At 71.6% G+C, this 8,150-nt stretch carries 7 protein-coding genes and 1 pseudogene; 4 read left to right on the top strand and 4 right to left on the bottom strand.

Annotated elements, in window-relative coordinates:
* Positions 1-650: 650 nt before the first annotated feature.
* Complete coding sequence (locus tag ACFTWP_RS40930) at positions 651-1,481, bottom strand: DivIVA domain-containing protein (protein ID WP_380270282.1); 831 nt, start codon at positions 1,479-1,481, stop codon at positions 651-653.
* Between the two features lie 629 nt (positions 1,482-2,110).
* On the opposite strand from ACFTWP_RS40930, the gene ACFTWP_RS40925 reads away from it, so the two are divergent.
* Positions 2,111-3,433, top strand: a complete 1,323-nt coding sequence (locus tag ACFTWP_RS40925) for a cellulase family glycosylhydrolase (protein WP_380270281.1) — start codon at positions 2,111-2,113, stop codon at positions 3,431-3,433.
* Between the two features lie 131 nt (positions 3,434-3,564).
* On the opposite strand, the gene ACFTWP_RS40920 is transcribed toward ACFTWP_RS40925, so the two are convergent.
* Complete coding sequence (locus ACFTWP_RS40920; RefSeq protein ID WP_380270280.1) at positions 3,565-4,101, bottom strand: GNAT family N-acetyltransferase; 537 nt, start codon at positions 4,099-4,101, stop codon at positions 3,565-3,567.
* Between the two features lie 151 nt (positions 4,102-4,252).
* Between ACFTWP_RS40920 and ACFTWP_RS40915 the strand changes: the two genes are divergently transcribed.
* Complete coding sequence (locus ACFTWP_RS40915; RefSeq protein WP_380270279.1) at positions 4,253-5,038, top strand: alpha/beta fold hydrolase; 786 nt, start codon at positions 4,253-4,255, stop codon at positions 5,036-5,038.
* 92 nt (positions 5,039-5,130) lie between these two features.
* On the opposite strand, the gene ACFTWP_RS40910 is transcribed toward ACFTWP_RS40915, so the two are convergent.
* Positions 5,131-5,808 carry a hypothetical protein gene (locus ACFTWP_RS40910; protein WP_380270278.1) on the bottom strand — a complete coding sequence of 226 codons (678 nt, stop codon included), beginning with the start codon at positions 5,806-5,808 and terminating at the stop codon, positions 5,131-5,133.
* Between the two features lie 177 nt (positions 5,809-5,985).
* Here ACFTWP_RS40910 and ACFTWP_RS40905 point away from each other — a divergent pair, with 177 nt between their 5' ends.
* Positions 5,986-6,513, top strand: a complete 528-nt coding sequence (locus ACFTWP_RS40905) for a hypothetical protein (RefSeq protein ID WP_380270277.1) — start codon at positions 5,986-5,988, stop codon at positions 6,511-6,513.
* 666 nt (positions 6,514-7,179) lie between these two features.
* On the opposite strand, the gene ACFTWP_RS40900 is transcribed toward ACFTWP_RS40905, so the two are convergent.
* The gene (locus ACFTWP_RS40900; protein ID WP_380270276.1) at positions 7,180-7,323 is read right to left on the bottom strand and encodes a hypothetical protein; all 144 of its coding nucleotides are present in this window, start codon (positions 7,321-7,323) and stop codon (positions 7,180-7,182) included.
* Between the two features lie 498 nt (positions 7,324-7,821).
* Here ACFTWP_RS40900 and ACFTWP_RS40895 point away from each other — a divergent pair.
* A pseudogene (locus ACFTWP_RS40895) lies at positions 7,822-8,150 on the top strand (hypothetical protein); the annotation flags it as partial.

Raw genomic sequence — 8,150 nt, 5'->3', positions numbered from 1 at the left:
ACCTCGTGCTCCTCGAAGCGCGTCATGGCGAGAGGGTCTGCCAGGAGCACGCTGGTGTCGAGAACGTACGAGCGCCGGTCGCCCTTGCGGGTTCGATGGTCCCGGTCGGATCCGTCGGCCATGGAAGCTCGGTGGTCCATGTGCTCGCCTCCTCAGGCAGCTGATCTCGGCCCCTCGAACACTCCGGGGCCGTCGTTGGGTCGCCGTGTGCTCCGGTGTCTGCCCGGAGGGATTCGCGGACGGGGGACCGCGCTTCGCGGGAAGCCGCGGTCGGCTGGTGATGAACCTCCGGCAGGTCGCAGGTCGCAGGTGTCGTGGGTCGGTCACATGTCGCAGGGCGGTAGGGACGCCGTCCAGGTGTCCGGCGGGCGATGCGTCCTTCCACGCGCTTCGCCTTGATCAGCGAGTTGACGGCCTCGGTGGTGGTGCTGTCAAGGGTCGACGGCACATCCCGTGGAAGCCGCGCCCATGAGGCGTGCCCGTCCCCGGGGCCGGTATCGCTCAGGGTGTCCAGCCGGCTTCCCGGGGTGTCGCCGCGGTGGAGTCGCAGCCGCGCCCCGGCCTCCGGTCGAAGGTGACTCCGTGCCGCCGGCGGTGGCCGGGAGTGCTGGTGGCTCGGTCGAGGATTGGTCGAGCGCGCGGCCGAAACCTCAGCCGAGGTCCTCGTCGAGGAAGAAGCCGCCGATCTGGGCCGGGACGGGGATCCTCAGCGGGACGGGGACCCGCAAGGGTGCCGGGGCGGGCCGATAGGGCGGCGCGATGTCCGGACGGGCGGGCGGGGCGGGCGGGGCGGTCGGGTCGGTCGGTCGGGCGGCAGCCGGCAGGTCGGCAGGCGTGCGGTCGACGGGCGGGCCGTCCACCGGCGCTTCGAGCAGGGTCAGCTGCAAGCCGACGTAGGACTTCAGGCGGGTGCGGTACTCCTGCTCGAAGCCGTGCAGGGCGTCGATCCTGGTCTGCAGTGCGGACCTCGCCGACTCCAGGGCGCCGATCGCCGACCGGTACCGGTCCTGGGCGTCCCGTTCCAGGGCCTCGGCCTTGGAACGGGCGGCGCGCTCGATGCCCTCGGCGCGGCCGCGTGCCTCGCCGACGACGGCTTCGGCCTCCCGGCGCGCCGCCTCGGTCGCCCCGTCGGCGACCCGCTGGGCGAGTTCCAGCAGCCGGGCGGCGCCGCCGGTCTCCGGCTCGGGCCGGGGCGGCGACGGCGGCCGTGGCGACTGCGGCGGAGGCGGGGCTGCCGACGGGCCGGCCGCGAGGTCCGGCGCCACCGCCGGCGGGGGCTGCACCCGGCGCTGCGCGGCCTTGCGTTGCGCCGACTGCAGGGCGACCAGGTCGCCCCGCAGGGACTCGTTCTCCCGGGTCAGGCGGGACAGGGCGGCTTCCACGTGGTCGAGGAAGTCGTCGACCTCCTTCACGGCGTAGCCCTCGCGGAGCCGGACGATCGTGAATTGCTTGCTGTGGACGTCGTCGACGGTCAGTGGCATGGGTTCACCCCGGAGTGGTGCTGGTTCGGCATGCGGAGGTGCGGAGATGCGGAGGCGTGGAGGTGCAGAGGTGCAGAGGTTCGCTTGTCGTCCGGGCGGAGTGACCGGTGCGGTCCGGCCGGCACGACGACGGGCCGGGGCCGTTCCGGACGACGGGCGGGGGTGCCTCCGTCGGGGGCGATCGGCGCCGGAGCCTGTGGGGGTACCCACCTGCAGCGGTATGTGCACGAATCTCCGTGCGGGCTTTCTATCCCACGCGGCTGCCGCAAGTCCAGTACTTCTCCGTACGGGCTCGGGGGGCGTGCCGGCGGGCGGCCGACGAGCCGGTCGCCCACCGGATGTGCGAACCGCCCTCGCAGGTGGAGGCTGATTAATCGGTTAAGTGCAATCCATTGACCCGGTCCTGACGGCATGCCAGTATCCCGCTGACAACGTTGCCACATCTCGCCGCCACCTGCGGGGGGAGGGCGGCGCGCCAGGCCATCCCCGGCCGCGTTGCCGCCTTCGCGACGTTGCGGATCGGCCTGCCCGAACTCCCTCCACCCGTCGAGGTCCCCCGCCACTCGGGGTGACCGCAGTCGACGAGGTGTCGGTCGGGCCGTGACCCCACCCCACACCTGAGGAGAGTCATGGAAATGCAGCCGAGCCGCAGGGCGCTCACGGCTGTCGGCGTGGCAGTCGCCGCCGTCTTCGGTCTTCTGTTCTCCGTCTTCGGGCTGACCCCCGGCAGTGCCGAGGCCGCCACCTCCGGCATCCACGTCGGCAACGGCCGCGTCTACGAGGCGAACGGCAACCAGTTCGTGATGCGCGGCGTCAACCACGCGTACGCCTGGTACCCCGGCCAGACCACCGCGATCGCCGACATCGCGTCCAAGGGCGCCAACACCGTCCGGGTCGTGCTCGGCAACGGCGACCGCTGGACCCGCACCGGTACCGCGCAGATCGCGACGCTGATCGGCCAGTGCAAGGCCGCCAAGGTCATCTGTGTGCTGGAGGTGCACGACACCACCGGCTACGGCGAGGACGGCGCCGCCACCACCCTCGACCGGGCCGCGCAGTTCTGGGTCGACAACAAGAGCGCGCTGGACGGTCAGGAGGGCTACGTCGTCGTCAACATCGGCAACGAGCCCTTCGGCAACACCAACTACACCGCCTGGACCGCCGCGACCAAGAGCGCGATCGGCAAGCTGCGCAACGCCGGCATCCACCACGCGCTGATGGTCGACGGCCCGAACTGGGGCCAGGACTGGTCGAACACCATGCGGGACAACGCCGCCTCGGTGTTCGCGTCCGACCCGGACCGCAACACGATCTTCTCGATCCACATGTACGGCGTCTACAACACCGCCGCCAAGGTGCAGAGCTACCTCAACGCCTACACCGCCAACAACCTGCCCATCGTGGTCGGTGAGTTCGGCGCCCAGCACAGCGACGGCGACCCCGACGAGGACGCCATCATGGCCACCGCCCAGTCGCAGGGCCTCGGCTACATCGGCTGGTCCTGGAGCGGCAACGGCGGCGGCGTCGAGTACCTCGACCTCGTCAACGGCTTCAACAAGAACGCACCTACCACCTGGGGCAACCGCCTCTTCGGCGGCGCCAACGGCATCGCCTCCACCGCCCGTACCGCCACCGTCTACGACCGTCCCACCCAGTCCCCCGTCGTCGACCCGTCCCCCAGCAAGGCGCCGAACGGGTACCCGTACTGCGTGAGTTCCTCCTCGGATCCGGACGGTGACGGGTGGGGTTGGGAGAGCAGCGCGTCCTGCGTCGTGCGCGGCGGCAGGGCTGACACCGGTGCCACGGCGTCCCCGTCCCCCTCCTCGCTGCCGAGCAAGGCGCCGAACGGGTACCCGTACTGCGTGAGTTCCTCCTCGGACCCGGACGGTGACGGCTGGGGTTGGGAGAGCAGCGCGTCCTGCGTCGTGCGCGGCGGCAACGCCGACCACTGACCCCGGTCCCTGATCCGTGGGGAACCACACCTCGGTGTGCTGTCTCCGGACCGTTGCAGGTCCGGAGACAGCGCGGGTTTCCGCACGGCCCGGTCTCCGGGGAGGCCCGCCGTCGGGCGTACCGTCCGGGGTCAGCTCGCGGGCGAACCCGACAGCCGGAGCACCATGGTGTCCGATTCCCCTTCGCGTCCGACCGGGCGGAATCCGCGGTCGGTGTAGAGCCGGGCGGCGGGGTTGCCGTCCTCCACGCTGAGGCTCAGGCGGTCGACGGACGAGCCGGCGGCCATGTCCACCAGCGCGTCCAGCAGGGCGCTCCCGACGCCGAGTCCGCGGTGCCCGGGGAGGACGCCGATGGTCAACTCCGGTACCTCGGGCGCGATGTGCCCGTAGCCCGGGGCGTCGGCCGGAAAGGTCCGCGCCCAGGCGGCACCGATCGGCCGGCCGGCGTCGTCCTCGGCCACCACACCGAAGTCCCCCACCCGGGGCCAGCCCGTGACGTAGTGGGCGAAGTGCGGCGTCCGCAGGATCTCGGCCAGGGTGAAACGCGGCCCGTCCCAGTTGAACGCCTGCAACAGCACCTCCGCGAGGAAGTCGGCGTCGCCCCCGGTCGCGGGGCGAACCCGTACGGCGGCCGCGGGTGTGTCGGTCCCGGTGGGATCGGAGTGCACGGTAGGCCTCACTTCATGTCTTCGTCGACGAAGCAGTCATGGTAGTGGGCGAGTGGGGGACGGAGCATCGAACTGTCCCTGAGCGCAGCCCTGTTCGCACCATCCGATGCCGGCCGTGCGGCGAGCGGACGGTCACGTAGACTCGCCGGCCATGGACGATCACGTGCGGCGCGGCTTCGAGGTGAACGGGCGCAGGCTCTCCTACCTGGACTTCGGTGGGCCGGGGCTGGTACTGATCGCCCTGCACGGGCACTTCAGCGAGGGCGCGGACTTCGCGCCGCTGGCCGAGCGGCTCGGCCCCGGACGACGGGTGATCGCGCTCGACCAGCGGGGGCACGGCGAGTCCGATCGGGCCGGCGACTACGAACGCAGCGGCTACGTCGGCGACGTGGCGGCCCTTCTTGACCACCTCGGGCTGGCGGAGGTCGCCCTGCTCGGTCATTCCCTGGGGGGCGTGAACGCCTACCAGTTCGCCGCCCGGTACCCCGACCGCGTCACCGCGCTCGTCGTCGAGGACATCGGAGCGGTCTGCGACATCGACCTGGCCTTCGCGAAGAACCTGCCCGACCGGGCCGCGACCCGTCACGGGCTCGTCGAGGCCCTGGGCGCCGCTGCGCCGTACCTGGAACGGACGTTCAGGCAACGTGGGGACGGCTGGGGCTTCTCCTTCGACGTGGACGACACGCTCCGCTCCCAGCAGGCACTGTCCGGTGACCACTGGCAGGACTGGCTGAGCGTGCGGTGTCCGACCCTGCTGATCCGTGGCACGCGGAGCGACGAACTCTCGGCCGCACACGCCCGGGAGATGGCAGCCGGACGTTCGATCCGTCTCGTCGAACTGCCCGCCGGTCACGTCGTGCACCACGACCAGCCCGGCGCCTTCGCCGAGAACGTTCGGCGGTTCCTGGCCCCCGACGGAAGCACCGTCAACCCGTAGCCCGCAGGGCTCTGCCGCCCGGCCCACCGCGAAGGCGCCGCCCTGCGCGGGCGCCGTCGCGGGCCGCCCTGCTCATGTGATCCGGCGTCGCGTCACCGCCCGTTGGCATCTACGGTCGTGGACGAACCGGCCAGGGTGACGGGCAGGCCGGCCTCGATGCGCGCCAGGAGGTGGCCGCCGTGGACGCCGGGGGCGTCGAAGCCACGCAGATCGTCGTGGTCGTCGTCGGCTGCGGTGCGCAGGACTTCGGGGACGAGCACGGTCTCGGGAGCGAGGAGCGGTTCGTCGGGGGTGGGCAGGAGGTAGGAGGGTGCGAGGACGGGACCGTGGAGGGCGCCGCCGATGAGGTCCGGGGCGAACTCGGAGGACAGGACGGTGACGTGGGCGTGCAGGTCGCCGTGGATCATCACCAGCTTGTCGGTCATGTTGCCGATGAAGCCCTCGACGTGGACGTCTCCGCGGACGATGAGCTTGGCGTCGCCCTCCAGGTAGACGGCGGCGGCCCTGAGGTCGCCGAGGACGACCAGCGCGGGGCAGCCGTCGTCGAGGTTGAGGATCGCGCCGGTGACGTCGAGGTCGCCGTCGACGATGTAGCCGGTGCCCTCCGGCTCGGTGGCGTCGAGGTCCAGGTGGCCGACGACCGACAGGTCGCCGGCGTGGACGTCGTACTCCTCCTCGTACAGGTTCTCGTAGGTGCTGACGGGCAGGCTCCGCCGCTCGAAGAGAGCGACGGCCTCGTCCCAACTGTTCAATGTGGCATTGATGTTCATGAGTGGAACTGTGTCATGTGCCACCGTCAGTCGGATCCTCCGGGCCGCCGGTCGTCGGCCTCCGGCCCGTGACCCTCCCGGCGCCCCGGCTCGCGCCCTGCCGGCTGCGGCCGCTGCTCCGCGAACGGACACGCCTCGGTCTTCCACCTGTCGTACCGGTGTTGGAGGATCTACGCCATGACGCAGCATCAGGCAAACGGGGAGTCGCCGGTCGACGCGGCCGGCACGTATCTGCTGGGACTCGGTGAGCGGCTGGCGGCCGACGGCTGCCAGGTGACCGTGGGCACCTGGCGAGATCACCGCGTGGTGTTCGGCCGCCGGTCGGACCGCAAGGCGCGCTGGTTCGGTACCAAGACCGAACTCTTCGTGCTCGCCGCAGCCGTTCCCGAGGTCGACGGACCCTTGCTGGCCGAGTTCACGGGATGGGCGATGGATCGCGCCAAGAGCATCCGCAGCGGTCTGCCCGGCGCCCGCAATGCGGCGATGGTCCTGCCGGCACTGGTGAGCGGTAGCGTCCAGCCGTCCGCGACGCAGTGGGCCGCGGCGGACGCCCGGCTCCTGGGGACCTCCCTGATCGGCCGACCGATCACGGTGGAGACGGCGACGCCCGGGATCGCCCGGATCACCATCTACCGGGGCCAGGTGGCGTGGGGCGGGTTGTTCACGGGCCACGTCCTGGGCAAGGCGGCACTGTACTTCCCCTGAGCACCCCGCCGCGGTGATCGCCGCGCGGCCGACGGGGCACGGCACCCACGAGTGCGCGGGATCGGCGACCACCTGCCGCACGGACGATGTCCTGCCCACCGGCGCCGTTCGGCGGGGCGGTCCGGTGCAACGGCCTGCTCCCCGCCGGGCGCCACTTCTCGGCCGCCTTCGCGTACGCCTCCCGGTGGTCCAGGAGGTCGCGCCGGCCGCGGGTTACGACCTCCGCCAACCGCGCCGCAGGCGATTCCACCAGCCACGCGTCCGACCCGCCCCGCCACCACTGCGGCCAGGTGCCGTCGGAGCTGCTCCTCCTGGCGATCGGCAGGTTCGAGGACGCCGTCCACCTCTACACCCGAGCCGCAGCCGTCTTCGCCGAACTCGGCGACCACCACAGCGAGGCAGGCGTAGGACGCGGGCCCGGAGGGCGGGGGAGGCGAGGGCGTGACGGGAGGTGGTCAGTAGCCGGTGCATGCGCTGCGCGGGGACGAGGGGAGCCAGTTGGACGGGGCCGCAGGGGTCGTATCCGCGCGGCGAGAGCCCGGGGCCGGTGCGACTGGGTCTGCGTGATGTTCGTGATGTGCTGGTCGCGACGGGCCTGGTGGATCCGGGCGTCGTCGGATGCGGTGGCGAGTTGCTCGACGCGCTCCGGCGCGTGCTCGTCCGTCGTCACGGCCGGGGTGGGTGGGTGTACCGGTCTCCGGCGACCAGGTCGATCTGGCCGTCCTGCGTGGCCGTGGCCTCCTGATGGAGCGTCACCGGGGTGTTCGGATCCGGGGGAGTCGCGGGCGCGGTGGCGTTCAGGACGGTCACGGCCGACCGAGCCGGACGAGACTTTCGGACCCCTCCCGCGGGCCGCCGCTCCAGACCCCCCGAAGCGCCAGCGCCTCCACCCTACTCCTTGGTCACGGACAGTTTCCACGACGACACGCCGTCGCGGATCGGGTGGGCTGCCCGTCGGCCGAGGGCAGTGCGGGCGGTGTGGCCAGGGTGGGGGGCTGGACGGCAGTCGGGAGCTTGCGGCCGCTGTGGCTGAACGCCTTCGACGGTTCGCCGGGTCGGCAAGCACGGCCAATGCCCGCCGGTGCGAAAGGCCTTGACGTCCGGCCGGGGCAGCCCTAAATTCGCATCGCCTTGCTGAAACTTTCAGCAAGAATCTGCAGTGAGGCATTAAGAGGCGTACATGCCAAAGGACTTGGTGATCACACACCAGGCCCGCGGCTCAGCCGAGCGCCGCAGCCGTCCCGCCGAGGCGAGCCGGTCGCGGCCCCCACCGCCCAGCAGCAGCCCTCCACCCAAGGGAGTCCGTCCGTGTCGTACCTGATCCGCCAGCCCAGACCCGCCCCCACCTCCCACCCCGCCTCTGCAGTCCGTTTCCGGCGTGGGCCGGTGGGTCTGCTCGCCGCCGGTGCGTTGCTGGTCGGGGCCGTGCTACCGGTCGCGTTCCAGGGCAGTGCGCAGGCTGCCGCCGTTCCCAACGGCGGTGATGTGATCGCGAACCTCTTCGAATGGAACTGGAACTCCGTCGCGAACGAGTGCACGACAGTGCTCGGGCCCAAGGGCTACGGCGCCGTCCAGGTCGCACCGCCGCAGGACTCGATCAAGCTGAACGGCGCGCACCCGTGGTGGGAGGTCTACCA

Origin of the sequence: Kitasatospora sp. NPDC057015 (genome assembly GCF_042673745.1) — a bacterium.
Taxonomy (GTDB): Bacteria; Actinomycetota; Actinomycetes; order Streptomycetales; family Streptomycetaceae; genus Kitasatospora.
The sequence above is the reverse complement of the archived record's forward strand: the minus strand, read 5'-3'. Positions and strand labels throughout refer to the sequence as shown.